Origin of the sequence: Sphingomicrobium nitratireducens (genome assembly GCF_026157035.1) — a bacterium.
Taxonomy (GTDB): domain Bacteria; phylum Pseudomonadota; class Alphaproteobacteria; order Sphingomonadales; family Sphingomonadaceae; genus Sphingomicrobium; species Sphingomicrobium nitratireducens.
The window spans coordinates 1,601,773-1,625,573 of record NZ_JANJZA010000001.1 but is presented as its reverse complement, the minus strand read 5'-3'; the positions used below and the strand labels follow the sequence as shown (position 1 = coordinate 1,625,573).

23 protein-coding genes and 1 tRNA gene are annotated in these 23,801 nt (G+C 68.2%); 17 read left to right on the top strand and 7 right to left on the bottom strand.

Translation table 11 applies throughout. The features are described 5' to 3' along the window. Positions 1-9: 9 nt before the first annotated feature. On the bottom strand, positions 10-1,053 hold the full coding sequence (locus tag NNY25_RS08380) for a rod shape-determining protein (protein WP_265570906.1): 1,044 nt from the start codon (positions 1,051-1,053) through the stop codon (positions 10-12). A 151-nt stretch (positions 1,054-1,204) separates the two neighbouring features. Here NNY25_RS08380 and mutL point away from each other — a divergent pair, with 151 nt between their 5' ends. The 3 genes from mutL to NNY25_RS08365 all read left to right on the top strand — a co-directional run bounded on the left by mutL (position 1,205) and on the right by NNY25_RS08365 (position 3,759). Next, on the top strand, positions 1,205-2,998 hold the full coding sequence (mutL, locus tag NNY25_RS08375) for a DNA mismatch repair endonuclease MutL (RefSeq protein WP_265570905.1): 1,794 nt from the start codon (positions 1,205-1,207) through the stop codon (positions 2,996-2,998). A gap of 90 nt (positions 2,999-3,088) precedes the next feature. Further along, positions 3,089-3,508: a BLUF domain-containing protein gene (locus tag NNY25_RS08370; protein ID WP_265570904.1), complete on the top strand. Its 420-nt coding sequence runs from the start codon at positions 3,089-3,091 to the stop codon at positions 3,506-3,508. Between the two features lie 77 nt (positions 3,509-3,585). Next, positions 3,586-3,759: a hypothetical protein gene (locus NNY25_RS08365; RefSeq protein ID WP_265570903.1), complete on the top strand. Its 174-nt coding sequence runs from the start codon at positions 3,586-3,588 to the stop codon at positions 3,757-3,759. Between the two features lie 4 nt (positions 3,760-3,763). On the opposite strand, the gene ilvC is transcribed toward NNY25_RS08365, so the two are convergent. Both ilvC and miaA read right to left on the bottom strand, forming a co-directional pair. Beyond that, positions 3,764-4,744 carry a ketol-acid reductoisomerase gene (ilvC, locus tag NNY25_RS08360; protein WP_265570902.1) on the bottom strand — a complete coding sequence of 327 codons (981 nt, stop codon included), beginning with the start codon at positions 4,742-4,744 and terminating at the stop codon, positions 3,764-3,766. An 11-nt stretch (positions 4,745-4,755) separates the two neighbouring features. Next, positions 4,756-5,688 (bottom strand): tRNA (adenosine(37)-N6)-dimethylallyltransferase MiaA, encoded by a 933-nt coding sequence (gene miaA / locus NNY25_RS08355; protein ID WP_265570901.1) that lies wholly within the window; start codon positions 5,686-5,688, stop codon positions 4,756-4,758. Here miaA and serB point away from each other — a divergent pair. Continuing rightward, a complete protein-coding gene (gene serB, locus NNY25_RS08350) occupies positions 5,681-6,529 on the top strand; it encodes a phosphoserine phosphatase SerB (RefSeq protein ID WP_265570900.1) in 849 nt (282 codons plus the stop codon). The two genes, miaA and serB, sit on opposite strands and share 8 nt — an antisense overlap. Here serB and NNY25_RS08345 read toward each other — a convergent pair. After that, entirely contained in the window at positions 6,526-7,497 is a 972-nt protein-coding gene (locus NNY25_RS08345; protein WP_265570899.1) for an SPOR domain-containing protein, read from the bottom strand. The genes serB and NNY25_RS08345 overlap by 4 nt on opposite strands. Before the next feature lie 157 nt (positions 7,498-7,654). Between NNY25_RS08345 and NNY25_RS08340 the strand changes: the two genes are divergently transcribed. From NNY25_RS08340 to NNY25_RS08330, 3 genes are read left to right on the top strand one after another with little or no spacing between them, the layout of a single operon-like run. Further along, positions 7,655-8,368 carry a ParA family protein gene (locus NNY25_RS08340; RefSeq protein ID WP_265570898.1) on the top strand — a complete coding sequence of 238 codons (714 nt, stop codon included), beginning with the start codon at positions 7,655-7,657 and terminating at the stop codon, positions 8,366-8,368. 15 nt (positions 8,369-8,383) lie between these two features. Beyond that, complete coding sequence (locus NNY25_RS08335; protein ID WP_265571542.1) at positions 8,384-9,214, top strand: hypothetical protein; 831 nt, start codon at positions 8,384-8,386, stop codon at positions 9,212-9,214. Positions 9,215-9,258: 44 nt separating this feature from the next. After that, on the top strand, positions 9,259-10,719 hold the full coding sequence (locus NNY25_RS08330) for an SPOR domain-containing protein (protein ID WP_265570897.1): 1,461 nt from the start codon (positions 9,259-9,261) through the stop codon (positions 10,717-10,719). Between the two features lie 53 nt (positions 10,720-10,772). Here the strand turns inward: NNY25_RS08330 and NNY25_RS08325 are convergent, their stop codons facing one another. The 3 genes from NNY25_RS08325 to NNY25_RS08315 are packed head-to-tail and all read right to left on the bottom strand — an operon-like array spanning position 10,773 to position 13,266. Beyond that, positions 10,773-11,666 (bottom strand): aspartate carbamoyltransferase catalytic subunit, encoded by an 894-nt coding sequence (locus NNY25_RS08325; protein ID WP_265570896.1) that lies wholly within the window; start codon positions 11,664-11,666, stop codon positions 10,773-10,775. Then, on the bottom strand, positions 11,666-12,157 hold the full coding sequence (ruvX, locus tag NNY25_RS08320; protein ID WP_420854333.1) for a Holliday junction resolvase RuvX: 492 nt from the start codon (positions 12,155-12,157) through the stop codon (positions 11,666-11,668). Before ruvX ends, NNY25_RS08325 begins: the two co-directional genes overlap by 1 nt. After that, positions 12,142-13,266, bottom strand: a complete 1,125-nt coding sequence (locus NNY25_RS08315) for a DUF3089 domain-containing protein (RefSeq protein WP_265570895.1) — start codon at positions 13,264-13,266, stop codon at positions 12,142-12,144. Before NNY25_RS08315 ends, ruvX begins: the two co-directional genes overlap by 16 nt. Positions 13,267-13,344: 78 nt before the next feature. On the opposite strand from NNY25_RS08315, the gene gatC reads away from it, so the two are divergent. The 10 genes from gatC (at position 13,345) to NNY25_RS08265 (ending at position 23,800) form a co-directional block, all read left to right on the top strand. Next, entirely contained in the window at positions 13,345-13,632 is a 288-nt protein-coding gene (gatC, locus tag NNY25_RS08310) for an Asp-tRNA(Asn)/Glu-tRNA(Gln) amidotransferase subunit GatC (protein WP_265570894.1), read from the top strand. Continuing rightward, positions 13,632-15,110 (top strand): Asp-tRNA(Asn)/Glu-tRNA(Gln) amidotransferase subunit GatA, encoded by a 1,479-nt coding sequence (gene gatA / locus NNY25_RS08305; protein WP_265570893.1) that lies wholly within the window; start codon positions 13,632-13,634, stop codon positions 15,108-15,110. The genes gatC and gatA overlap by 1 nt, the downstream gene beginning before the upstream one ends. After that, positions 15,107-16,573: an Asp-tRNA(Asn)/Glu-tRNA(Gln) amidotransferase subunit GatB gene (gene gatB, locus NNY25_RS08300; RefSeq protein ID WP_420854332.1), complete on the top strand. Its 1,467-nt coding sequence runs from the start codon at positions 15,107-15,109 to the stop codon at positions 16,571-16,573. The genes gatA and gatB overlap by 4 nt, the downstream gene beginning before the upstream one ends. Before the next feature lie 31 nt (positions 16,574-16,604). After that, a complete protein-coding gene (locus tag NNY25_RS08295) occupies positions 16,605-18,203 on the top strand; it encodes an alkaline phosphatase family protein (RefSeq protein WP_265570891.1) in 1,599 nt (532 codons plus the stop codon). 66 nt (positions 18,204-18,269) lie between these two features. Then, a complete protein-coding gene (locus tag NNY25_RS08290) occupies positions 18,270-19,010 on the top strand; it encodes a hypothetical protein (RefSeq protein WP_265570890.1) in 741 nt (246 codons plus the stop codon). Next, the gene (locus tag NNY25_RS08285; RefSeq protein ID WP_265570889.1) at positions 19,007-20,266 is read left to right on the top strand and encodes a M48 family metallopeptidase; all 1,260 of its coding nucleotides are present in this window, start codon (positions 19,007-19,009) and stop codon (positions 20,264-20,266) included. Before NNY25_RS08290 ends, NNY25_RS08285 begins: the two co-directional genes overlap by 4 nt. Then, entirely contained in the window at positions 20,263-20,880 is a 618-nt protein-coding gene (locus NNY25_RS08280; RefSeq protein WP_265570888.1) for a hypothetical protein, read from the top strand. The genes NNY25_RS08285 and NNY25_RS08280 overlap by 4 nt, the downstream gene beginning before the upstream one ends. Before the next feature lie 253 nt (positions 20,881-21,133). Then, positions 21,134-21,218, top strand: a tRNA-Leu gene (locus tag NNY25_RS08275). Between the two features lie 60 nt (positions 21,219-21,278). Further along, a complete protein-coding gene (gene tig / locus NNY25_RS08270) occupies positions 21,279-22,850 on the top strand; it encodes a trigger factor (RefSeq protein ID WP_265570887.1) in 1,572 nt (523 codons plus the stop codon). A gap of 2 nt (positions 22,851-22,852) precedes the next feature. Then, positions 22,853-23,800 (top strand): glycosyltransferase, encoded by a 948-nt coding sequence (locus tag NNY25_RS08265; protein ID WP_265570886.1) that lies wholly within the window; start codon positions 22,853-22,855, stop codon positions 23,798-23,800. The last annotated feature ends 1 nt before the right edge of the window (position 23,801 follow it).

Here is a 23,801-nt window from a genome sequence, read left to right as displayed (position 1 = left end):
AGGCTCTCCTCAGACGGTCAGGAGGACGCCGCGGAACTGCTCTTCCTCGAGCGCGCGGCCGGTGCCGATCGCGACGCAGGTGAGCGGATCCTCGGCGACGGTGACCGGCAGGCCGGTCTCGTCGCGCAGCACCTCGTCGAGCCCTTCGAGCAGCGCGCCGCCGCCCGTGAGCACGATGCCCTGGTCGCAGATGTCGGCGGCCAGTTCGGGAGCGGTGTTCTCGAGCGCGATGCGCACGCCCTCGACGATCGTCCCCACCGGTTCGGACAGTGCTTCGGCGATCTGGCCCTGGTTGATCGAGATTTCCTTGGGCACGCCGTTGACGAGGTCGCGGCCCTTGATGTGGACCGTCTCGCCGATGCCGTCCAAGGGCGGCTTGGCGATGCCGACTTCCTTCTTGATCCGCTCCGCAGTGGCTTCGCCGATCAGGAGGTTGTGGTTGCGGCGCACGTAGGAGGAAATCGCTTCGTCCATCTTGTCGCCGCCGACGCGCACCGAGGTGGTATAGGCGAGGCCGCGCAGCGAGAGGACGGCGACTTCGGTCGTGCCGCCGCCGATGTCGACGACCATCGAGCCGACCGGTTCGGTGACCGGCATGTCGGCACCGATCGCGGCCGCCATCGGCTCCTCGATCAGGTACACCGACGAGGCGCCCGCGTTCGAGGCGGCGTCGCGGATCGCGCGCTTCTCGACACTGGTCGAGCCAGAAGGCACGCAGATTACGATTTCCGGGAAGCGCCAGCTCGACATGCGACCGCCATGCACCTTGGTGATGAAGTGCTTGATCATCTCCTCGGCCACGTCGATGTCGGCGATGACGCCGTCGCGCAGCGGGCGGATCGCCTCGATCTGGTCGGGGGTCTTGCCCATCATCAGCTTGGCGTCGTCGCCGACCGCCTTGACCTTCTTGATGCCGTTGACGGTCTCGATCGCCACCACGGACGGTTCGTTGAGGACGATCCCGCGACCGCGGACATAGACGAGGGTATTGGCGGTACCGAGGTCGATGGCCATGTCATGGCTCATCCATTTAAACCAACGCGTCCAGAACATGGTGGCGTGTCTCGCTTTGCTGCTATGGTGAAGTTTCCAGGCCCATCCGGCCTGTAAACGCCGATTAATCCAATTTCGATGAAAGAAGCATGAATTCCTTGGAAAATCTTGCTCTTATCGAGGGTTCTTCCAGTGGAAGAAACGCCTGCCGATGTCAATAAGAAGACTGCCCGACACGCTGATCAATCGAATCGCTGCGGGCGAGGTGGTCGAGCGTCCCGCGAGCGCGCTCAAGGAGCTCGTCGAAAACGCGCTCGATGCCGGTGCGACAAGTGTTTCCGTGCGCCTGTCGGCGGGCGGGCTCGACCGGGTCGAGGTCATCGACGACGGGTGCGGGATGGCGCCCGAGGAAATGAAGCTCGCGCTCGAACGCCATGCGACCAGCAAGCTGCCCGACGATGCCATCGAACTGGTCGAGAGTTTCGGCTTTCGCGGCGAGGCGCTTCCTTCGATCGCAAGCGTGTCGCGCCTGACGCTCGACAGTCGCCCGCGCGGGGCGGACGGATGGCGGATCGAGATCGACCATGGCGCGATGGTCGCCGAGGGGCCGGCCGCGCTGCCGCCGGGCACGCGCGTGCTGGTCGAGGGCCTGTTCGACAAGGTGCCCGCGCGCCGCAAGTTCCTTCGCACCCCGCGGAGCGAATATGCCGCCTGCCTCGACTGCGTGCGAAGGCTGGCGATGGCGCGGCCCGACGTCGCCTTCACGCTCGAGAACGACGGCCGCCGCACGATCGAAGTCCAGCCGCAGGAGGCGCCCGCGCGCGTCGCGGCCTTGCTCAGCCCGGAACTGCGCACCCACGGGCTCGGGATCGATACCGGACGCGCCGACCTGGCGCTGACCGGCGTGGTCAGCGTGCCGACCTTCAATCGGGGCATGGCCGACCAGCAATATCTGTTCGTCAACGGACGGCCGGTGAAGGACCGGCTGCTGACCGGGGCGCTGCGCGGAGCGTATCGCGACATGCTGCCGCGCGACCGGCACCCGGTCGTGGCCCTGTTCCTCGACCTGCCGGGCGAGGCGGTCGACATCAACGTCCACCCGGCCAAGACCGAGGTGCGCTTTCGCGACGCGCAGGCGGTGCGCGGCCTGATCGTCGGCGGCATCCGCCACGCGCTCGAGGAAGCGGGGCACAAGAGCGCGGCGCGCGAACAGCATGCGCAGCCTGCCAACTGGACGGTCGAGCCGGTGGGCGAAGGGGCCGCAATGCCCCCACCGCTGATGCCGCAGGACGACAGCGCGCGCCCGGTCCAGGCGAGCGTGTGGGAACAGGCAGCGACCTATGCGCCGCCACCGCTGGCGCGCGCCGAACCGGCGACTTCCTATCGACCAGGCACGGCGGAGGGCGGGACGGGCTCGACCCAATATCCGCTCGGCGCGGCGCGCGGGCAGGTCGCGGCGACCTATATCGTCGCCGAGGCCGAGGACGGGCTGGTCATCGTCGACCAGCATGCCGCGCACGAGCGGCTGGTGCTCGAACGGATGCGCCGCGCGGCGGGCGACGGCGCGGTGGCGCGCCAGGCGCTGCTGATGCCCGAGGTGATCGAGATGGACGAGCCGCAGTGCGACCGCCTCGAAGCGGCAGTGGACGACCTCCTCAAGTTCGGGCTCGAATTGGAACGTTTCGGCGAGGGGGCGATGCTGGTGCGTGCATTGCCCGCGCCGCTCGGCCAGAAGGTCGATGCCAAGGGACTGCTCGAGGATCTTGCCGCCGAACTGGCCGAATGGGGCGAGGCGGTGAGCCTGCGCGACCGGCTCGATCATGTCGCCGGCACCATGGCCTGCCACGGATCGGTGCGCGCGGGCCGCATCCTGTCGGTGGCGGAGATGAATGCGCTGCTCCGCGAGATGGAGGCGACGCCCCACTCGGGCAGCTGCAATCACGGCCGCCCGACCTGGGTGAAGCTTGCCCATGGCGACATCGAGAAACTGTTCGGGCGGCATTGATCGGGCCAATCGCTCCATATCGGAGGCTTGGTTGAAAATTTGGCGAGGTGGCTTGCGGCATGGCTGTGTCTCCAACGACGGGGAGGGCGCATGCTCCAGCTTCTGTATATCTCGACCGCTCGCGTACCGATGGACGATGCGGCGCTGACCGTGCTGCTCGGCGAGGCGAGGATCAACAATCGACGTGACGAAGTGACCGGCCTGCTGATCGCCGCGGGAAGACGGTTCCTGCAGATGCTCGAGGGCGAGGCGGTGGATGTCGAGCGCGTCTTCGCGCGGATCCAGCGCGATCCGCGTCACCATGCCCTCGTGCTCCTGTCGCGGCGCGAGGTCGAGGAGCGCTCATTCGGCGACTGGGACATGGCGTTCGCGCGCGCGCCGGGCGGTATCGATCTGGGCGGCGCCAACGCCCAGTTGCTCCCCGAGGCAGTGGCGGCCGCGCTCGAAGGTGTCGACGACCGGATGCTGCGTGCCGAGATGGAGGGCTTCGCGCGGCTCCACGCTGCCTGACCGATCAGGTCGTAGCGCCTGCGAGACATTTGCCGCCGACTGTGATAGAAGAGCGCCTTCCGTTGGGGAGGTATGTCATGGCCGACAAGGACCGCACCTATTTCGCCCGCCGCGCCGCCGAGGAGATGGAGGCCGCGCAGCATGCCGGCGACCCGCACGCACGCCACGCGCACCGGATGCTCCATCGCGCCTATCTCGAACGCGCCTCGGTCGGGGACCGCCCGCGTGTCGAAATGAGCGAGGTCGGCTGAGGCTTCAGCCCTTTTTCGAGAGCTTTTCGATGATCTTGCGCGCCCGTTCGCTCGGGTGCGCACGCGCCTTATCGCGGGCAGCCTTGAGGAGCGGATAGGCCTCCGCCTCCTCCTGCTTGAGCTGGCTGGCGAACTCGCCCTCGCGCACCGAGGCGAGGATGGCGCGCATGGTGGCACGCACCTCGTCGGTGACGATTTTCGGCCCGCCGACGACCGCGCCCAGTTCGGCGGTGTTGCTGATCGCCTCGCGCATCCCTGCGATGCCGCGTTCATCGACGAGGTCGGCCAGCAATTTCAGTTCCTTGACGCACTCGTAATAGGCGACTTCCTCGCTGAAACCCGCCTCGACCAGCGTCTCGTAGCCTGCCAGCAGGAGCGCCGGAACGCCGCCCCACACGACCGCCTGCTCGTTGAACAGGTCGGCTTCGCATTCTTCGGCGAAAGTGGAGTGGATGAGGCCCGCGCGCGCGCAGCCGATCGCCTTGCCGTAGGCGTGGGCGATGGCGGCGGCGTTGCCGGTGCGGTCGGCGGCGACGGCCCACAATGCGGGCATGCCGCGGCCCTCGAGGTAGAGCGAGCGCAGCGCGGTGCCCGGGCCCTTGGGCGCGACCATCAATAGGTCGAGATCCTCGCGTGGGTCGATAAAGCCGAAATGGATGGCGAGGCCGTGGGAGAAGCCCAGCGCCGCCCCTTGCGGCAGGGCGTGTTCGATCGCGCCATATGCCGACGTCATGACTTCATCGGGGACGAGCAACATGGCGAGCGCGGCGCCGTCGGCGGCCTCGGCAAGCGGGGCGGCGGGGATGCCGTCGTGGGCGCATCGGGCGAAGCTGGCGCTGTCCTCGCGCAGCCCGACGACCACGTCGATGCCGCTGTCGCGCAAGTTGAGCGCCTGCGCGCGGCCCTGGTTGCCGTAGCCGAGGACCGCGACCTTGCGGCCGTCGAGCGGGGCAGGATCGATATCGGCGTCGCGCAGGATGTCCATGAAGACAGGCCCTACAATGCCTGCTCGATCAGCGCCACGGCCTCGTCGAGCGCGCCGTGCGCATCGAGCGGGGTCTCGAAGCGCGGCCAGTCGTCGGGCGGCTGGCGGCGGAACCAAGTGTATTGGCGCTTGGCATATTGGCGCGTGGCGGCGACGCCGCGCGCGATCGCGTCCTCGCGCGTCGTGAGTCCCGCGGCATGATCGGTAAGCTCGCGCACCCCGATAGCGCGCATCACGGGAAGGTCTGGATTGAGGTCGCGGGCGACCAGTCGCTCGACTTCCTCGACCGCGCCTTCATCGATCATTTGGCGAAAACGCGCTTCGCAGCGGTCGGCGAGCCAGTCGCGCGGGGGCAGGAGGATCAGCGGGGCCAATACGACCTTCTCGCCGATGCCGCCGACCTTGTGTTCCTGCCAGTAGGAGAGGGGCTTTCCGGTCGAGCGGACGACTTCGAGCGCGCGCGCGACGCGAGTGGTGTCGGCGGCATTGAAGCGCCCGGCAGCTTCGGGGTCCTCACTCGTGAGCGCGCGATAATTCTCGTCGACCGGTGCGGCGCGGATCGTTTCGCGAATCCCGGGATCGATGGCGGGTACGGGGGCGATGCCGTCGAGCAGCGTGCGGATGTAGAGGCCGGTGCCGCCGACGAGGATCGGGAGCTTTTCTTCCGCGTGGACGGCGGCGATTTCCGCCTTCGCCATCTCGGCCCATTCGGCCGCCGAACAGGGCAAGGCGCCATCACGTACGCCGTAGAGCCGGTGAGGCGCGGCGGCGAGCTCGTCGGGGCTGGGGCGCGCGGCGACGATGTCGATGTCGGCGTAGAGCTGCGCACTGTCGGCATTGACGACCACCCCGTCCTTGCGCTTGGCAAGGGCGAGTGCCAGCGCCGACTTGCCGCTGGCGGTCGGGCCCGCAATGAGGGCGAGGGAAGGACGAGCGGTGACCATTGCCACGCTGATAGCAGCCGAAAGGCTCGAGGAAAGCCTTGCCGAAGCCGAACGGCGCCTGGCCCGCGCGGGGATCGGGCTCAGGGGCATTCGCGCGCTCTCGGGCGAGGCGGCGGACCTGTCGACGCTGGCCGAGGCCCCGCACGAGCTGCGCGACGCGCTCGGCGCAATCGAGGGTGCGGACCTCATCGTCCAGCGCGAAGGGCGCCGCCCGCCCGCCCTGTTCGTCGCCGACATGGATTCGACCATGATCGGGCAGGAGTGCATCGACGAGCTGGCCGACATGGCAGGCGTCGGCGAAAAGGTCGCCGACATCACCGAGCGCGCGATGCAGGGCGAACTCGATTTCGAAGGCGCGCTGCGCGCCCGGCTGGCGCTGCTCGAGGGGCTCCGCGAAGACGCGATCGCGACTTGCCTGGCCGAGCGGATCCGGCCCAATCCGGGGGCGGCGGAACTGGTCGCGGGGCTCAAGGCGGCAGGCGCGCGCTGCGTGCTGGTCTCGGGCGGGTTTACCGCCTTTGCGCAGCCGATCGCCGATCTATTGGGCTTCGACCGGGTCGTCGCCAACGTGCTGGCGGTCGAGGGCGGGCGCCTGACCGGCGACGTGGTCGGCGACATCGTCGGGCGCGCGAGGAAGGAAGCGGTGCTGCGCGAGGAGGCGGGCGAGGCGCTCGCGCACAGTGTCGCGATCGGCGACGGGGCCAACGACCTGGCGATGCTCGAAGCGGCGGGACTGGGGATCGCCTATCGCGCCAAGCCCGTGGTGGCCGCAGCGGCCGACGCGCGGCTTGACCATCATCCGCTGGGCAGCCTGCTCTACGCGTTCGGCCTCAAGGGCTAGGGCGCGACCGGGAAACAGGCCTGTCCGGCCTTTTCCATCGCCGCGCAGGCGCGCGCGGCGGCGGCTCGGTCCGCGAACGGGCCGACCTGGAGGCGCGTGACCTTGCCCGCCGGCTCGAGGATCATGCGGGTTCCCGATAGCGCCGCATTGCCCTTGACCTTGGCATAGAGCCCTTCCGCGGACGTGCGCTGCGAGAAGGCGCCGAGCTGGATCTTCCAGCCGGTGACCGCGGCGGGGGCAGGACTGGGGGCAGGGGCCGGCTTCGGGGCCGGCTTGGAAGCGGGAGCGGGTTTCGGTGCCGGGGCGGGCGTCGCCCTGGGCGCGGGAGACGGCGGCGCGGGCTTCGGTTTCGCCGCCTCGGCCACCTTGGTCGGCGCCTCGTCGACCTCGTCCTTGCCGAGCGCGTCGGCGACGAGATCGCGCGCGAGATCGACCCCCGCCTTGCGCGTCTCGAGCGGCAGCAGCTTGTCCATCTCGGCAAGCGTGGTCTTGGCGGGGGCGAGGCCCTGCGCGGCGGCGCGGCTGACATAGGCGTAGGCGCGCACGACGTCGCGCGGCACGTCCTCGCCATTGTAGAGCGCGGTGCCGTAGACGAGGAGCGCGCGCGGCTCGCCGCGCCGGGCGGCGCGCCCCAGCCAGCGCAGCGCGGCCTGGCGGTCGCCATTGTTGAACAGCATCAGCCCCAGCACGGCCTGCGCGTCGAGGTGCCCGTCGCGGGCCGCCGCCTCGAACAGGCGCTGCGCTTCGCCGAGGTCGGTCTCGACCCCGCGTCCGAGGCGGTAGGCCTGGCCGAGATTGAAGCGGGCGTCGGCGTCGCCCTTCTCGGCGAGCGGGCGCCAGATCGACACGGCCTGCGCGAAATTGCCCGATGTCCAGGCATCGATGCCCTGCTTGACGCCGGTCGCGGCTGCGGGGGCGGCCATGACCAGCGCAAGCGCGGCCGTGCCCATGGTAAAGATGTGACGCATACGAGCGTTCCTAGTCGAAACTACCTTTCTCCAACCTTAGCGCGCACCGCGCCCCGCTCAAAGCCGGATCAAAGTCGTGTCGGCGTTAACCAGATTTTAGGCGCTTGGGTGTCAGGTGGCATGCGAACTCAAACGTCCATTCGGCGAGGGGAAGATAATGCGCGTTCTGGCAATGGCATCGCAGAAAGGCGGGTCCGGCAAGACGACCCTGTCCGGTCATCTGGCGGTGCAGGCGCAGCGGGCCGGGGCCGGTCCGGTCTGCCTGATCGATATCGACCCGCAGGGAAGCCTCGCGGACTGGTGGAACGAGCGTGAAGACGAAATGCCCGCCTTCGCGCAGACTACGGTGGCGAGGCTCGCCTCCGACCTCGAAGTGCTGCGCCAGCAGGGCTTCAAGCTCGCGGTCATCGATACGCCGCCCGCCATCACCATGGCGATCCAATCGGTCATCGCGGTGGCCGAACTGATCGTCATTCCGACGCGTCCGTCGCCGCACGACCTTCGCGCCGTTGGCGCCACGGTCGACCTGTGCGACCGCGCCGGCAAGCCGCTCATCTTCGTCGTCAACGCGGCGACGCCCAAGGCGAAGATCACCTACGAAGCGGCGGTCGCGCTCTCGCAGCACGGCACCGTCGCCCCGGTCACCATCCACCACCGCACCGATTTCGCGGCCTCGATGATCGACGGCCGCACGGTCATGGAAGTGGACCCCGAAGGCCGTTCGGCCGCGGAAATCACCGAGCTGTGGGGCTACATCTCCGACCGTCTCGAGAAGAATTTCCGTCGCACCGTGTTCGCCGCGCCCAACGCGGCGCCCGCGATCACTCCGCGTCCCGTCGGTGGCTTCGGCCGCCGCGTGGTCGGCCAGTAAGGAGGCTCACCCACCATGAGCGAACCCAAGGCATTCGCATCGCTTTCTTCCGGGCTGCTCGCCCGCAAGGGTGCCGCGCGTCCCGCCATGCGTCCCCAGGGCTTCGGCCAGATGGGCGCAGGGCTCGACGACCTCGGCTGGAACGACATGGGCTTCGATCCGCCCAAGCCCCACGAGGGCGAGCCGGTCGACGAGGGCCACGACGCGTTCGGCGAGGAAATCGAAAGCGCGCCCAAGCGCAACCCGCTGTCGGGCCTGACGCCCGCATCGCCGGTCCACGACCAGCATGCCGAGATCGAGGAACGCTTCGGGATCGCCGAAGGCGACGAGCATGACGACAGCGCCGACATCTACGACGATACGGCCGAGCTCTACGACGACAGCGACGAGGTCAAGATCGATCTCGGCATGGGCCGTCACGACTCCGAGGCCGGAGACGACGTGCCGCTCAAGCGCACCGTCGCCGATATCGCTCCCAAGAAGATGATGGCACTGCCCGAGCCGACGGCCGAGGACGAGGAGGAGGTTCAGCTGCCCGAACCGACGCTCGTCGAGCCGAGCGAACCGGTCGCCACCGTCACGCCGATCGCGGCTGCCGCGCCGAAACCGGCCGCGCCCGCGTCGCGGCGCGCCGCGACGCCGCGTTCGGCGCCTGGTGCCAAGGGCAAGGCGGCGTTCACACTGCGCCTCGACAAGCAGCGCCATCTGAAACTGCGCCTGGCCTGTGCCGTGAGCGGCCAGTCGGCCCAGAAATTTGTCACCGAAGCGCTCGATGCGCTGCTCGAGTCCATGCCCGAACTCGACCAGCTCGCCGAGAAGGCACCGGAGGCGAAAAAACGCGCCTGAGGGAAGCAGGCGCCAATGAGGGGACTGAGGAAGGGGAACGGGATATGTTCAAACGCCATCTGGGAAGCGCCATCAGCGCGATCGCCCTGGCCGGGGCCCTGACGGCCTGTGCCGGCGGCGGCGACACCCGCAGCGCGTCGATTTTCGGCGGCAAGGTCGACGAGAAGAATATCGGCGTCGCGACGCGCGCACAGGCCGCGCTGATCAACGGCGATACCGCCACGGCGATCGAGTTCGCCGAGCGTGCCGTCGGCAACAGCCCCAACGATGCGGGTTTCCGCGCGCTGCTCGGCAATGCCTATTTCGCGGCCGGTCGCTTCGCTTCGGCGGATGCGGCCTATCGCGATTCGCTGCGCCTCGTACCGGTGCAGCCGCAGGTCGCGCTCAAGCGCGCGCTGGTGCTGATCGCCCAGGGCCGCAGCGAAGGTGCCGCGATGATGCTCAACGGGGCACGCGACATGCTCGATCCGGCAGATCGCGGTCTCGCGCTTGCACTGGCGGGTCATACGCAACAGGCGATCGCCCTGCTCGACGAGGCGGCGCGCCGCCCGGGGGCGGACGGCCGCGTTCGCCAGAATCTCGCGCTCGCCCATGCTCTGGGCGGCGACTGGCAGGCCGCCCGCCTGATCGCTTCGCAGGACGTTCCGGCCTTCCAGCTCGATGCGCGCCTTCAGGGCTGGATGCAGCTCGCGAAGGCGGAGCATCCCTCGCACAAGATCGCCTCGATCACCGGCATCCAGCCGGCCGCGGTCGATCCGGGCCAGCCGGTGCGTCTCGCGCTCGCCGAAGATGCGGGCAACCAGTTCGCCCAGATCGAGCAGCCCGATGCGCCCGCTGCCGGTCCGGTCAGTTTCCAGCCCGCGCCGGTCGCAACCAAGGTCGCCGAGGCTGCACCGCTGCCGATGCCGGCGCCGGCGCCCGAGCCGATCCGCGTGTCGAACACGACGCTCGCGGGTGGCCACGCCAGCTACGAGATCGCGGTGACCGACGTCGACCTGACCGAGGCCGAGGAAGTCGCCGAGATCGTGGAGACCGCGCCTGCGCCCGCACCCGCTGCGGTCGCGGAAGCGCCCAAGCCGAGCATTTCGCCGGTCGCGATGGCCGCCAAGGCGGCGAGCGAAGTTGCCAGGACGGTCGAAGCGCCCAAGCCGGCGCTGTCGTCGGACGCGACGCGCCTGACGCAGTCGGCCAAGGCGATCCGCAAGGAAGCCAAGCGTGCCGGTGGTAACAGTCGTTCGGTCGTGCAGATCGGCGCCTATTCGCAGCGCGGCAGCCTGTCGCTCGGCTGGCAGCGCGCGGTCGCAAACCATTCCGGCCTCAAGGGCTATGCGCCGATGGCGGCGCGCGCCACGGTCGACGGCAAGACCGTCTACCGCCTTGCCGCGCACGGCTTCACCAGCGATGCCGAGGCCCGCGACTTCTGCATGGACCTGAAGCGTTCGGGCGGCACCTGCTTCGTTCGCAAGATGAACGGCGACGCGCCGATCAGCATGGCGTCGCGCTAAGGCGTCATTGCCGGAGGAACAGGGGCGCGGGGGGAAACTCCCGCGCCCTTTTCCTATCGCGCGCGCGCCTCACCGGTGACCATCTCGAGGATTGCCATGCGCGTGGCAACGCCCATCGCGACCTGGGCGCGGATGAGCGACCGTTCGCCGTCGGCAACGGCGTCCTCGATCTCCACCCCGCGATTCATCGGACCGGGATGCATCACCTTGGCGTCAGGCTTGGCGAGGCTAAGGCGCTCGCCAGTCAGACCGTAGCGGGCGAGATATTCGCCCGGCGCGTCGCCCAGGTCTTCGGACAGGCGCTCGCGCTGGACGCGCAGCATCATCACGACATCGGCGCCGCCGATCGCCTCGTCGATGCCGTCGGGGCCGTCATGTCCCTCGGGCATCAGCCTGGCGGGGCCCGCAAGGCGGACTTCGGCGCCCAGGCGGGTGAGCAGTTTCGCGGTCGAATTGGCAACGCGGCTGTGGCGGATGTCGCCGCAAATGGCGACCACGAGACCCTCGATATGGCCGACATGGCGGCGGATGGTGGCGACGTCGAGCAGCCCCTGGCTGGGATGCTCGCCAGCGCCGTCGCCAGCATTGATGACGGGGGTCGCCATCCACCCGGCGACCTCGCGCGCGGCGCCCGGCTCGGGATGGCGGATGACGAAGGCGTCGGGAGCCATCGCGTCGAGGGTGAGCGCGGTGTCGCGCAGGGTCTCGCCCTTGGCCACCGAGCTCATCTCGACCGGCAGGCGCGTGACCGACCCGCCGAGGCGGCGCGCGGCGATCTCGAAACTCATCAGCGTCCGGGTCGAATGTTCGAAGAAGGCGGTGACGACCTGGCGGCCGGTCAGGTGGCGCGTGGCGGCGTCGGGCTCGTGCGTCGCCCAGTGGCCCGCGCGGCGGAGCAGCTCCTCGAGCAGCGGGTCGGATAGATCGTCGACCGAAATCAGGTCCATCAGTCGTCCTCCTGTTGATCGTCGCACTGGACGAGCGCGTCGATAGCGCCCTGCAGGATATGTTGCGCGGCGAGCGCGTCCACCTTTTCCGCGCGGCGAGCGCGGCTGACGTCGGCTTCGACCATCGCGCGCTCGACCGCCATGGTCGACCAGCGCTCGTCCCACATCAGGATGGGCAGGCCGAGCGGGCGCAAGTTGCGCGCGAAGGCGCGGACCGACTGGGTGCGCGGGGAATCGGTGCCGTCGAGGTTGAGCGGCAGGCCGATGACGAGGCCCGCGACACCCTGTTTCTCGACGAAGGCGCGCAGCCCTTCGAGGTCGCGGGTGAACTTGGCGCGCCTGAGCGTCTCGACGGGACCCGCGAAGGTCCATTCGCTGTCGCAGATGGCGAGCCCGATTGTCTTCGTGCCGACGTCGAGCCCGGCCAGCTTGCCGCCGGGCAGCGCGGCGGCGAATTCGGGCGCGCTCGAAGTGATCAGCGGCTGGTCCATGCCGCCATCCTTCCTTGCACGTCCGCGCGCACAGCCTGCCAGAAGAGCGCGTAGTCGTAGACGTGGTAATTGTTGCCCGGCAGCACGTAGCGGCCGAGGTCGGGGATCTCGCCCGACAGGAGCAGGAAGCCGTCGTGGCAGCGCGCGCCGACCATGCCGGGGGCGAGCCGCGCATCGCCGAGCCCGTCCTCGGGGAGCAGGAGTCCCGGATTGGCGGACGGCGGGGCGCTACCTTCCGCGCCGCCGGTCAGCGGGTTGGTGCAGACCATGTTGGCGCGCTGGCGCGTCCCGCCTGCCAGCCCCTTCTCGCCCGCCCACGCGTTGACGACGAGGTTGGGGTTGGCGGGTTCGGCAAAGCTCTGCCAGCTCATCAGGCAGCCGACCTGGTTTCTCGAACGGCAGACAGAGAGGCCAGTGGCGGGAAGGTCGGCGACCGCGTCGACCGGCCAGCCGACGATGTAGGCGACAACGATGCGGTCCTTGAGCGCGTCGCCGCGCTCGTCGAGCAGGCGCAGCAGGTGAAGCGAGCCCTGGCTGTGTCCGGCGAGGATGATCGGACGCTCGGGCTCGGCGGCGAGGAAGGCGTCGAACGCTTCGGCGACATCGCGATAGGCCACATCGGTGGCGCGTGCGGCATCCTCGCCGTCGACGAGGAAGGCGCCGAACGCGGCCTGGCGATAGCGCGGCGCGTAGATGTCGGCGACGGCGTTGAAGGCGCTCGCCTGGCTTTTCACGAACAAGGTCGCGCGGGCCTCGGCCTCGCCGCCCGGACGCATCGCCGCGTTCCAGCGGTCGCGCTCGAGATAGGTGGTCGGGTGCACGTAGAAGAGCGCCGCGCCGCGCGGGGCGAGGGTCGCGGGCGGGGGCATTTCGCCATCGGGTGAGCGGGGGCGCCATTCGGCGGGCGAGGGGCGCACGTCGGGTCGCGCCAGCCACGCATCGGCCTTCTCGTAGCGGCCTTCCGGCTCGGGGGCGGGTTCCTCAAAAGGCACCGTGGGCTTGGTCATGTCCGCCAACACGCGGTCGCCGAACTGGAAGATGGCGAAGGCGCCGGCGACGACCATGAAGGTGAGGATCGCGACGAGGATCAGGAAACGGCGTGCGCACATGGGATGGCGCGTTAGCCGAGGCCTCTGCCCCAAGCAACGCGCTTGAAGGCGAGGGCGCGCCCTGCTAGCCGCGCTGCCATGTCCGTTACCCTAGATGATGTGCGCCACATCGCGAATCTCGCACGGATCGCGATGAGCGACGAGGAAGCTGCGAAACTGCTTCCAGAACTCAACAATATTTTGGGCTGGGTCGAACAGCTCGGCGAAGTCGATACCGACGGGGTCGAGCCGCTGGCGACCGTGGTCGACATGGCGATGCGCCTGCGCGAAGACGAGGTCACCGACGGCAATTGCCGCGACGCGGTCCTGTCCAACGCGCCCGACGCCGAGCACGGCTTCTTCGCCGTCCCGAAGGTGATCGAATAGTGAGCGGGCTGACTGACAAGACGATCGCCGAACTGCGCGACGGTTTCCGCAGCGGCGAATTCACCGCGGTCGAGATCGCGGAAGGCTTCAACGAGGCCGTGGCCGCGTCCGACAGGCTCAATGCGTATGTCGAAAAGACGCCCGAACTGGCGCTCGAGGCTGCCAGGGCGGCCGATGCGGCCAAGGCGTCGGGCGACCTGAAGCCGTTGTCGGGCATCCCGATCGGGATGAAGGACCTGTTCGCGACCGAAGGCGTGCTGACCAGCGCGGGCTCGAAGATGCTCGCCAACTTCAAGCCGCCTTACGAGAGCACCGTGTCGGGCAACTTGAAGGCCGCGGGCGCGGGCATGCTGGGCAAACTCAACATGGACGAGTTCGCGATGGGCTCGTCGAACGAGACCTGCGCGCACGGCAACGTCATTTCGCCCTGGCGTCGCGAGGGCAGCAACGCCGCGCTGACCCCGGGCGGAAGTTCGGGCGGGTCGGCCGCCGCGGTCGCCGCCGGGATCGCGCCGGGCGCGACGGGCACCGACACGGGCGGCTCGATCCGCCAGCCCGCCGCCTTTACCGGCATTTGCGGGATCAAGCCGACCTACGGGCGCTGCTCGCGCTGGGGCATCGTCTCCTTCGCCTCCTCGCTCGACCAGGCGGGGCCGATGGCGAAAACGGTGCGCGACTGCGCGATCATGCTCGGCGCGATGGCCGGCTTCGATCCCAAGGATTCGACCTCGATCGACGCGCCCATTCCCGACTGGGAAGCGGGATTATCGAGCGATCTCAAGGGCAAGCGGGTCGGTGTTCCCAAGGAATATCGGATCGACGGCGTGCCGGGCGAAATCCAGAAATTGTGGGACCAGGGGCTCGAGTGGCTGCGCGATGCGGGCGCCGAGCCGGTCGAGATCAGCCTGCCGCACACCAAGTATGCGCTGCCGACCTACTACATCATCGCGCCGGCCGAAGCCTCGTCCAACCTCGCGCGCTATGACGGCGTGCGGTACGGGCTGCGCGAAATGGTCGAGGGCGGTGGGCTCCACGACATGTACAAGGCGACCCGCGCCGACGGGTTCGGCGCCGAGGTCAAGCGCCGCATCATGATCGGCACCTACGTGCTCTCGGCGGGCTTCTATGACGCCTATTTCACCAAGGCGCAGAAGGTGCGCGCGCTGATCAAGGAGGATTTCCGCAAGGCGTTCGAGACGTGCGACCTGATCCTCACCCCGACCGCGCCGAGCGCGGCGTTCGGGCTGGGCGAGAAGATGAGCGATCCGCTGGCCATGTATCTGAACGACGTGTTCGCGGTGCCCGCGTCGCTGGCGGGCCTTCCCGCGATGAGCGTGCCTGGCGGGCTCGACGATGCGGGGCTCCCACTGGGGCTGCACCTCATCGGCAAGGAAATGGACGAGCAGACGGTGCTCAACGCGGGGCTCGCGATCGAAGAGCGCGCGCCGAAGATCGATATGCCGGAGAAGTGGTGGTGAGCGACTATCGTATCCAAGGCGAACAGGGCGAATATGAGGTCGTGATCGGCCTCGAAGTCCATGCGCAGGTCGTCTCGAAGGCCAAGCTCTTCTCGGGCGCGGCGACCGCGTTCGGGGCCGAGCCCAACACGCAGGTCAGCCTCGTCGATGCCGCCATGCCCGGCATGCTGCCCGTGCCCAACCGCGAATGCATCCGCCAGGCGGTGCGCACCGGCATGGCGATCGAGGCCAAGATCAACAAATGGTCGCGCTTCGACCGCAAGAATTATTTCTACGCCGACCTGCCGCAGGGTTACCAGATCTCGCAGCTCTACCACCCGCTGGTGGGCGAGGGCGAAATCACCGTCAGCCCGGACGAGAAGAACCCGGACAAGACCAAGACGATCGGGGTCGAGCGCATCCACGTCGAGCAGGATGCGGGCAAGCTGATGCACGACCAGCACCCGACCAAGTCCTATGTCGACCTCAACCGCTCGGGCGTCGCGCTGATGGAAATCGTGTCGAAGCCCGACATGCGCTCACCCGCCGAAGCCGGGGCCTATATCCGCAAGCTGCGCTCGATCCTGCGCTACGTCGGCTCGTGCGACGGCAACATGGAAGAAGGCTCGATGCGCGCCGACGTCAACGTCAGCGTGCGCAAACCCGGCGAGGAATTCGGCACGCGCACCGAGACCAAGAACGTCAATTCGGTCCGTTTCGTGATGCAGGTCATCGAGTACGAGGCGCAGCGCCAGGTCGAAGCGATCGAGAATGGCGAGGCGATCGTCCAGGAAACGCGCCTGTTCGACCCGAATACGGGCACGACGCGCACGCTGCGCTCGAAGGAAGACGCTCACGATTATCGCTACTTCCCCGATCCGGACCTGCTCCCGCTCGAGCTCGACGACGCGTTCCTCGAGGAATGCCGCGCCTCGCTGCCCGAGCTGCCCGATGCCAAGCTCAAGCGCTACGAGGATCTCGGCATCTCGGCCTACAACGCCGCGGTGCTGACCGCGGAAGTCGAGACGGCGGCCTGGTTCGACCGGCTGCTCGCGACGGGCGCGGAGGCCAAGGACGCATCCAACTGGGTCAACTCGGTGCTGCCGGGCATTCTTAACGCCAAGGACGTCGACTTTGCCGACCCGCGCAACACGCCCGAGGCGTCGGCCGAAATCCTCGCCATGGTCGCCAAGGGCGAGATCTCGAAGGGCCAGGCCAAGGAAGTGTTCGACCTCTATCTCGACGAAGGCGGCTCGCCCGCCGACATCGTCGAGAAGAAGGGGATGAAGCAGACTTCCGACACCGGCGCGATCGAGGCGAAGGTGGACGAGGTGCTCGCAGCCAATGCGGACAAGGTCGCCGAGTTCAAGGCCGGCAAGGAAGCGCTGTTCGGCTTCTTCGTCGGACAGACGATGAAGGCGATGCAGGGCAAGGCCAATCCGCAGGTCGTCAACGAGATTCTCAAGGCCAAGCTGTCCAGCTAGGCGAAAGCAGAAAACCGAAGGAGTGGCGTCGATGAAGAAACTTGTGTTCCTCCTGGCGCCGCTCCTCGCGGTGTCGCCCGCGCAGGGCGCCGAGCGTCCCGATCTCCTCGTCGCCATTTCGGTCGACCAGTTGTCCTCCGACCTGTTCGAGGAATACGCGCCCTATTTCACCGGCGGCCTCAAGCGGTTGTCGGGTGGCGTCGCCTATCTCGACGGGTTCCAGGCGCATGCCGCGACCGAGACCTGCCCGGGCCATTCGACGATCCTCACCGGCGCGCACCCCTCGCGCAACGGCGTCGTGGCGAACGGCTGGGGCGACCTTTCGCTCGAGCGGGCGAACAAGGTCGTCTACTGCGCCGAGGACGAGGCGAAGACCCCCGACGATGGCCAGCCCTACGTCGTTTCCCCGGTGCACCTTCTCGTGCCGACGCTGGGCGAACGCATGAAGGCCGCCAACCCCGCGAGCCGTAACGTCGCCGTTGCGGGCAAGGACCGTTCGGCAGTGATGATGGGCGGACACGCCCCCGACCAGCGCTGGTTCTGGGGTAGCGGTGGCTTCACGACCGACCTTGCCGGCGGCGTGGTCCCGGCCAGCGTGCCGGCCGTGTCGAAGGCGACGCTCGACCTCGTCGCGAAAGGCGCGCCCGCGCTCGTCGCACCCCCGCTCTGCGCGGCGCGGATGACGTCGGTCGCGGTGCCCGGAGGGAGCCCTGCGGTCGGGGACGGAACGCTCGCGATTCCCGCCGGCGACATGTCGGCCTTCACGCGCTCGCCTGCCTATGACGGTGCGGTGTTGGCCTTGGCTGCCGCCTTGGTGCGCGAGATGAGGCTGGGCAAAGGCGAGGCGCCCGACATCCTGTCGGTGGGGCTCTCGGCGACCGATTATGTCGGCCACAAATACGGGCCGGGCGGGGGCGAGATGTGCCTCCAGATGCTGGCGCTCGACCGCCAGATCGGCGATTTCCTGGCCTTCCTCGACAATAGCGGCATCGACTACGAGGTCGTGCTGACCGCCGACCATGGCGGGCTCGACATTCCCGAACGCGACGACGAGGGCGGGGCACGCCGCGTCGATCCGGCCGCGTTGATCCAGGAGGCCAACCGGACGGTGGCCGCCGATCTCGGCCTGCCCTTCATGCCGTTCGTCGACCTCGGCGAGATCTATGCCGATCCGCGTCTTACCGACGAGCAGCGCGGAAAGGCCATTGCCGCGATGGTGGCGGCGCTCAAGCAAAGCGACGACGTTTTCGACGCCTACGACGCGCAGGCCATCCTCGCGGCGCCTGCGCCGACCGGCCACCCGTCCGGATGGAGCCCCCTCCAGCGCGTGCGGGCGAGCTATTATCCCGGGCGGTCGGGCGACATCGTCGTCGTGCTCGATCCCAAGGTCACGCCCATCGCGGACACGACCTACTACATCTCCACCCATGGCAGTGCGTGGGACTATGACCGCCGCGTGCCGATCCTGTTCTGGCGCAAGGGGATGGAGGAATATCCGTCCGCCGAGCCCGCGATGACCGTCGACATCATGCCCACGCTCGCCGCGACAATCGGGCTCGAGGTCGATCCCGCACAGATCGACGGCACCTGTCTCGTGGCGGTGGCCGGCCCAGCCTGTCCGGGGAACTAAGCGCTACGTTCTTGCGTCCCTTGTCCTGACGGGTCACCATTCCGTCGGGTTACAGGGAGACGTCCCATGCGCCGGTTGGGTATCGCGCTAGTCCTTGCGGTCAGCCTGTCCGCTTGCGTCCAGACCAAGCAATATGCCGATCTCCAGTTCACGCCGCCCTCGGGCGACTACGACCTGATCGTCATGCGCCCCGACGTCAGCGTCGGCAGCCTGCGCACCGGCGGGCTGGTCGAACCGCGTGCCGACTGGACGGAACAGGCGCGCGGCCACCTCATCGAGGCGCTCAAGGCCCAGCAGGGCTCGCGCGGCGGGAACGTCAGGATCCTCGAGACGCGCGACGGGCTGGACGGCGTCGATCCCGACACGATCGCCCAGCTCGAGCGGCTCCACAACGCGGTCGGCAACTCGATCGCGATCCACAAGTATCTGGGCGCCACGCTCCCCAACAAGCGCAAGAAGGGGCTCGACTATACGCTGGGACAGCAGGCCGTCTCGTTTGGCGAGGCGACCGGCTACGACTATGCGCTCTTCATGTATGCCGAGGATTCGATCGCCTCGACGGGCCGGGTGCTGCTCAACGTCGCAGGGGTCGCCGGCTGCTTCATCGGCTTTTGCGCGCCGGGCGTCGGGTTCGGGCGCCAGACGGCCTATGCGAGCCTTGTCGACCTCAAGACGGGCGAGGTCGTGTGGTTCAACCTCCTCGTCTCGCAGCAGGGCGACATCCGGACGCAAGACGGCGCGGCCAAGATGGTCGAGCGGCTGCTGGGCCGGATGAAGCCCGGCAAGGCGATCAAGGACGCCCAATGAGCGGCGCGCTTTCCCGCCGCGCCTTTCTCGGCACTGCGGCCGCCGGGACCGCCGCGCTCGCCACCGGGGTCGCCGAGGCGCGGGTGCGCCCGCAGGACATGACGCCGCTGATTGGCCCCGGCTACCGCCCGACCGATACCGACGAGATCGGCCTGTGGGCGCAGCTCGAACGGGTCGAGGAAGAGATTTCGGGGTCGAACCTCCTCGTCGACGATCCCGCGCTGCAGGCCTATCTCGGCGACCTTATCGGGCGCGTCGGCGGACCCGCCGCCAAGGACATGCGCATCTACCTCGCGCGCATTCCCGAATTTAACGCGATGATGTTCCCGACCGGCTTCTCGGTGGTCTTTTCGGGGCTCCTGCTACGCATGAAGAACGAGGCGCAGCTGGCGGGCGTGATCGCTCACGAAAGCGCCCACTTCCTCAGGAAACACCAGATCCGCGCGTGGCGCGACATGAAGCGCAAGAGCGACATTTTCGCAGTGCTCGCGATGGGCGCGGGCATGGCGGGCGGCGCGGCGGGCATCTACACCGGCGACCTCGTCAACTTCGCCCAGCTCGGCACCATCCTCTCGCTGCTACGCTACAGCCGCGGGCTCGAGGCGGAAGCCGACGCGATGGGCGTCAAGTTGCTTGCCGATGCAGGCTACGACCCGATGGCGATGAGCGAGACCTGGGCGCAGCTGATCGAGGAACTCGAGCTTTCGGCCAGCTACCGCGGCAAGAAGCGCGACCGGCCGTTCTCGATCTTCGCGACCCACCCCAATCCCAAGGCGCGCATGGCCGACCTTGCCATCTCGGCCAAGGAGGTGCGCGTGGAGGGCGCCGACTACCGGACCTACGAGGAACGCTACACCGAGGCGCTGGGCGGCTGGCGCGGCGTGTTTCTCGACGACCAGGTCAAATTGAACGACCCGGGCGCAAGCCAGTACGTGGTCGACACGCTCGCCCAGGACGGATGGAGCGGCCTGCTGCGCTACGCGGAGGCCGAAGTGTGGCGCCTGCGCGGGCGCGACGGTGATCGCCAGCGCGCGGCGCAGGGCTATGCGACCGCCGTCCTCTATCCCGACGCGCCGCCCGACGCGTGGCGCTGGCACGGGCTGATGCTCCACCGCGACGGGCGCGATGCCGAAGCACGCGAGGCGCTCGCCCATTACCTGCTGATGGCGCCCGACGCGCCCGATGCCGCTTTCATCCGTTCGATGATCGCGACCCCCGCGGTGCCCGCCGCCGCCACGCTGGGAGGCCTGTTGTGACCCGATTCCTTGTCGCGATTCTTGCCGCCTTGTCGCTCACCGCCTGCGCGGGAACGGGCGGCGGCCTGGGCACGGGCGGGTACGGGCTGGTCCGGGTCAAGGAGCAGGATGTCGGTTCGGGGCGGATGCACGTCACCCCGCCGCGCGAGTGGAGCCGCATGTCGAGCCGGATCCTCACCGACGTGCGCGCGGTCGAGGACTGGACGCTGAACGGGCCCTATCTCGACACGCTCTCCTTCGTCACCGGGCTCAAGGACGGCAAGAACCTTGTCTGGCAACAGAAGCGCGACACGCGCCAGGTCCCTCCGTTCGAGGCGGGGATGACCGCGCCCGAAGTCGCCGCGATGCTCGAGACCTTCTACCGCACCCGCACCGGGACGATCGACTTCAGGACGCTCGAGCTCAAGCCGCGCACGTGGATGGGCACTCCCGGCTTCCAGTTCGACTTCGAGCATCTCGACGGCGACGAGTTGTGGCGGCAGGGCCGCGCGGTCGGCGCGGAGATCGACGGACGCCTCTATCTCGTGCTGCTCGATGCCGAACGCTCGCATTATTTCGGCGAGGCATTGCCCGATTTCGAAGCGATCGTCGAAAGCGCGCGGCTCACCCCCTAGACGGGATCGGGCGGTGGCGGCGGCTCGGGCTGGCCCGGCTGGCGCGGGACCTCGCCGGGACGCGGCGGATCGGACGGATCGGGTGCAGGGGGCTTGGTTGGGGGTCGGCTGGCCATGCATTCGAAAACGCCCGATCCTGCCGTGCGGCTCCCTTGCGCAACACATCGCCCCGAAAAGCATGCGCTTTTTCGTATCTTGGCTTGCTCTGGCCCGTCGACTTGCTATAGGCGCGGCACCTTCATGGAGCGTCCGCGCGGGCGTGGCGGAATTGGTAGACGCGCTGGATTTAGGTTCCAGTATCGAAAGATGTGGGGGTTCGAGTCCCTTCGCCCGCACCATCGCCTCGCCCGAAACGACGCTCCCGGCACAATTTTTTCGAACGGGATAGACCTCAGATTATGAAGACCGTCGAGACGGAAACCAAGGGCCTCCAGCGGACCTACGAGCTCACCATCCCCGCGATGGACATCGAAGAGCGCGTCAAGAACGAGATCAAGCGCGTCGCGCCGCAGGTGCGCATGCCGGGCTTCCGTCCGGGCAAGGTGCCGCCCAACCTCATCCGCAAGATGCACGGCGAAGCGCTCCAGGCCGATGCGCTCAACAACATCGTCCAGAAGAGCGTGGACGAGATGATCAAGGAGCAGGGCGTGCGCCCCGCCATCCAGCCCGAAGTCTCGCTCGCCGACGGCTACGAGCACGGCAAGGACGCGGTCATCACGGTCAAGCTCGAGGCGCTGCCCCAGATCGAGGCTCCTTCGGTGGACGGCATCAAGCTCGAACGCCTCCAGGTCGAGGTCGACGAGAAGGATGTCGACGAGCGCGTGAAGCAGATCGCCGCCGGCCAGAAGAGCTGGAAGGACGCTCCCAAGACGAAGAAGGCCGCCAAGGGGGACCTCGTGGTCATGGACTTCGTCGGCAAGGTCGACGGTGAAGCCTTCGAGGGCGGTACCGGCAGCGACATGGAAGTCGAACTGGGTACGGGCCGCCTGATCCCGGGCTTCGAGGACCAGCTCGAAGGCGCCAAGGCCGGCGACGAGAAGGTCGTCAAGGTCGACTTCCCGAACGACTATCCGGTCGACGCGCTCAAGGGCAAGCCGGCCACGTTCGACGTCAAGGTCACCAAGGTGAAGACCGCGACCGAGACCAAGATCGACGACGATTTCGCCAAGTCGATGGGCCTTGCGGACCTCAATCACCTCAAGGAACTGATCCGCGACCAGGCGCAGCAGGAACTTAACGGCCTCACGCGCACGCACATGAAGCGCCGCCTGCTCGACCACCTCGCCGCCGACCACGCGTTCGAGGTCCCGCCGACCATGGTCGAGGCCGAGTACCAGAACATCATGCACCAGCTGCGCCACGAGGCGAGCCACGAGGAAGACTCCGAAGCCGCGCTCAAGGAGATCGAGGCCGACGCGGACGACTACAAGTCGATCGCCGAGCGCCGCGTGCGTCTGGGCCTGCTCCTCTCGGAGATCGGCCAGTCGAACGGCGTCGAGGTCAGCCAGCAGGAAATGAACCGCCTGATCGCGCAGGCCGCACAGCAGTACGGACCCGAGGACCAGGAACGCTTCCTTGCCTACCTTCGCGAGAACCCGATGGCCGCGGCCCAGCTGCGCGCTCCGCTCTACGAGGACAAGGTCGTCGACTTCCTGTTCGACAAGGCCGAAGTCACCGACCGCACCGTAACCCGCGAGGAACTCGAGGAAGATCTCGAGCGCGAGGACAGCGTCGAGGCGGAGAAGGCCAAGGCCAAGGCTCCGGCCAAGAAGAAGGCCCCGGCCAAGAAGGCGGCGGCGAAGCCCGCGGCCAAGAAGGCCGACGAGAAGAAGGCGCCGGTCAAGAAGCCTGCGGCCAAGAAGGCGGCTGACAAGGCCCCGGCCAAGAAGGCGGCTCCCGCCAAGAAGCCGGCCGCCAAGAATGCGCCTGCCAAGAAGCCGGCCAAGAAGGCCGCTGCCAAGGCCGACTGAAGGTGACGGGCGGGGGGAGCCCAAGGGTAGCAGTCCTGCTGCCCTGCTATAACGAGGAAGCCGCGATCGGCGAGACGATCGCGGGCTTTCGCGAGGCACTCCCCGCCGCCACCATCTACGTCTTCGACAATAACAGTTCGGACCGCACCATCGAGGTCGCCAAGCAGGCGGGCGCGGAGGTGCGTTCGGTCATGCTGCAGGGCAAGGGCCACGTCGTGCGGCGCATGTTCGCCGACGTCGATGCCGACATCTACCTGATGGCCGACGGCGACATGACCTACGATCCCAAGGCCGCGCCCGCGATGGTTGCCAAGCTGTGGGACGAGAATCTCGACATGGTCGTCGGCACCCGGCACCACGAGGAGGCGGAGGCCTATCGCGGCGGCCACGTTCTGGGCAACCGCGCGTTCACCGGCCTGCTTGCCTGGCTGTTCGGGCGCAGCTTCACCGACATCTTCTCGGGCTATCGCGCCTTCTCGCGCCGCTACGCCAAGAGCTTTCCGGCGCTCTCGGCCGGTTTCGAGACCGAGACCGAGATGAGCGTCCACGCGCTCGAACTCAACATGCCGGTCGGCGAGGTCGACACGCGCTACGGCGCGCGTCCCGAGGGGTCGGAGAGCAAGCTGTCGACCTTCCGCGACGGTTGGCGGATCCTCAAGACGATCGGCACGCTGTTCCGCGTCGAAGAACCGCGCGCCTTCTACGGGACGCTGGCCTTGGCCATCCAGCTGGCGGCGCTGATCCTTGCGGTGCCGATCTTCGTGACCTTCATCAAGACCGGTCTCGTCCCGCGCTTTCCGACCGCCGTGCTGGTCACCGGCATGACGATCGTCGCGATCCTGACCTTCTTCGCGGGGCTCACTCTGTCGGCGATCAAGCGCGCCCGCACCGAGGTGCGCCGGCTCGCCTATCTCGCCCAGCCCGCGCCCGGCGAAACCGTCTCGAACTGAA

Excerpts from the sequence above, each read along its gene's own strand:
- NNY25_RS08285 (WP_265570889.1), top strand. The coding sequence starts at position 19,007 with ATGAGCGGCGCGCTTTCCCGCCGCGCCTTTCTCGGCACTGCGGCCGCC.
- ruvX (WP_420854333.1), bottom strand. The coding sequence starts at position 12,157 with ATGGACCAGCCGCTGATCACTTCGAGCGCGCCCGAATTCGCCGCCGCG.
- mutL (WP_265570905.1), top strand. The coding sequence starts at position 1,205 with ATGTCAATAAGAAGACTGCCCGACACGCTGATCAATCGAATCGCTGCG.
- NNY25_RS08325 (WP_265570896.1), bottom strand. The coding sequence starts at position 11,666 with ATGGACCTGATTTCGGTCGACGATCTATCCGACCCGCTGCTCGAGGAG.
- NNY25_RS08290 (WP_265570890.1), top strand. The coding sequence starts at position 18,270 with ATGCGCCGGTTGGGTATCGCGCTAGTCCTTGCGGTCAGCCTGTCCGCT.
- miaA (WP_265570901.1), bottom strand. The coding sequence starts at position 5,688 with ATGGTCACCGCTCGTCCTTCCCTCGCCCTCATTGCGGGCCCGACCGCC.
- NNY25_RS08335 (WP_265571542.1), top strand. The coding sequence starts at position 8,384 with ATGAGCGAACCCAAGGCATTCGCATCGCTTTCTTCCGGGCTGCTCGCC.
- NNY25_RS08295 (WP_265570891.1), top strand. The coding sequence starts at position 16,605 with ATGAAGAAACTTGTGTTCCTCCTGGCGCCGCTCCTCGCGGTGTCGCCC.
- NNY25_RS08380 (WP_265570906.1), bottom strand. The coding sequence starts at position 1,053 with ATGTTCTGGACGCGTTGGTTTAAATGGATGAGCCATGACATGGCCATC.
- NNY25_RS08340 (WP_265570898.1), top strand. The coding sequence starts at position 7,655 with ATGCGCGTTCTGGCAATGGCATCGCAGAAAGGCGGGTCCGGCAAGACG.
- tig (WP_265570887.1), top strand. The coding sequence starts at position 21,279 with ATGAAGACCGTCGAGACGGAAACCAAGGGCCTCCAGCGGACCTACGAG.
- NNY25_RS08345 (WP_265570899.1), bottom strand. The coding sequence starts at position 7,497 with ATGCGTCACATCTTTACCATGGGCACGGCCGCGCTTGCGCTGGTCATG.
- gatC (WP_265570894.1), top strand. The coding sequence starts at position 13,345 with ATGTCCGTTACCCTAGATGATGTGCGCCACATCGCGAATCTCGCACGG.
- NNY25_RS08315 (WP_265570895.1), bottom strand. The coding sequence starts at position 13,266 with ATGTGCGCACGCCGTTTCCTGATCCTCGTCGCGATCCTCACCTTCATG.
- NNY25_RS08330 (WP_265570897.1), top strand. The coding sequence starts at position 9,259 with ATGTTCAAACGCCATCTGGGAAGCGCCATCAGCGCGATCGCCCTGGCC.
- NNY25_RS08370 (WP_265570904.1), top strand. The coding sequence starts at position 3,089 with ATGCTCCAGCTTCTGTATATCTCGACCGCTCGCGTACCGATGGACGAT.
- ilvC (WP_265570902.1), bottom strand. The coding sequence starts at position 4,744 with ATGGACATCCTGCGCGACGCCGATATCGATCCTGCCCCGCTCGACGGC.
- NNY25_RS08365 (WP_265570903.1), top strand. The coding sequence starts at position 3,586 with ATGGCCGACAAGGACCGCACCTATTTCGCCCGCCGCGCCGCCGAGGAG.